Origin of the sequence: Enterobacter sp. UNJFSC 003 (assembly GCF_036903355.1) — a bacterium.
In the GTDB taxonomy this organism is placed as follows: domain Bacteria; phylum Pseudomonadota; class Gammaproteobacteria; order Enterobacterales; family Enterobacteriaceae; genus Enterobacter.
In genome coordinates this window covers 1-231 of record NZ_JBAKHK010000378.1, presented here as the reverse complement: position 1 = coordinate 231, position 231 = coordinate 1, and the positions used below count along the sequence as shown (strand labels likewise).

At 65.4% G+C, this 231-nt stretch carries 1 protein-coding gene; it reads left to right on the top strand.

What is annotated here, in order from left to right; translation table 11 throughout:
- Nucleotides 1–231 (top strand): patatin-like phospholipase family protein (locus tag V5P19_RS24630; protein WP_334408127.1); only part of this gene is annotated, 231 nt, incomplete at both ends.

Below are 231 nucleotides of genomic sequence, written 5' to 3'. Positions count from 1 at the left end.
CGGCAATATAGAACCGCTGGCGTCTAAGCCCTTTCGGCCAGGCAAGATGGCGCTGGTCTGCGAAGGCGGCGGCCAGCGCGGCATTTTCACCGCCGGCGTGCTGGACGAGTTTCAGCGCGCGGGCTTTAACCCTTTCGACCTGCTGATCGGCACGTCGGCCGGCGCCCAGAATCTGTCCGCCTACATTTGCGGGCAGGTGGGCTACGCGCGCCGGGTGATCACCCGTTACAC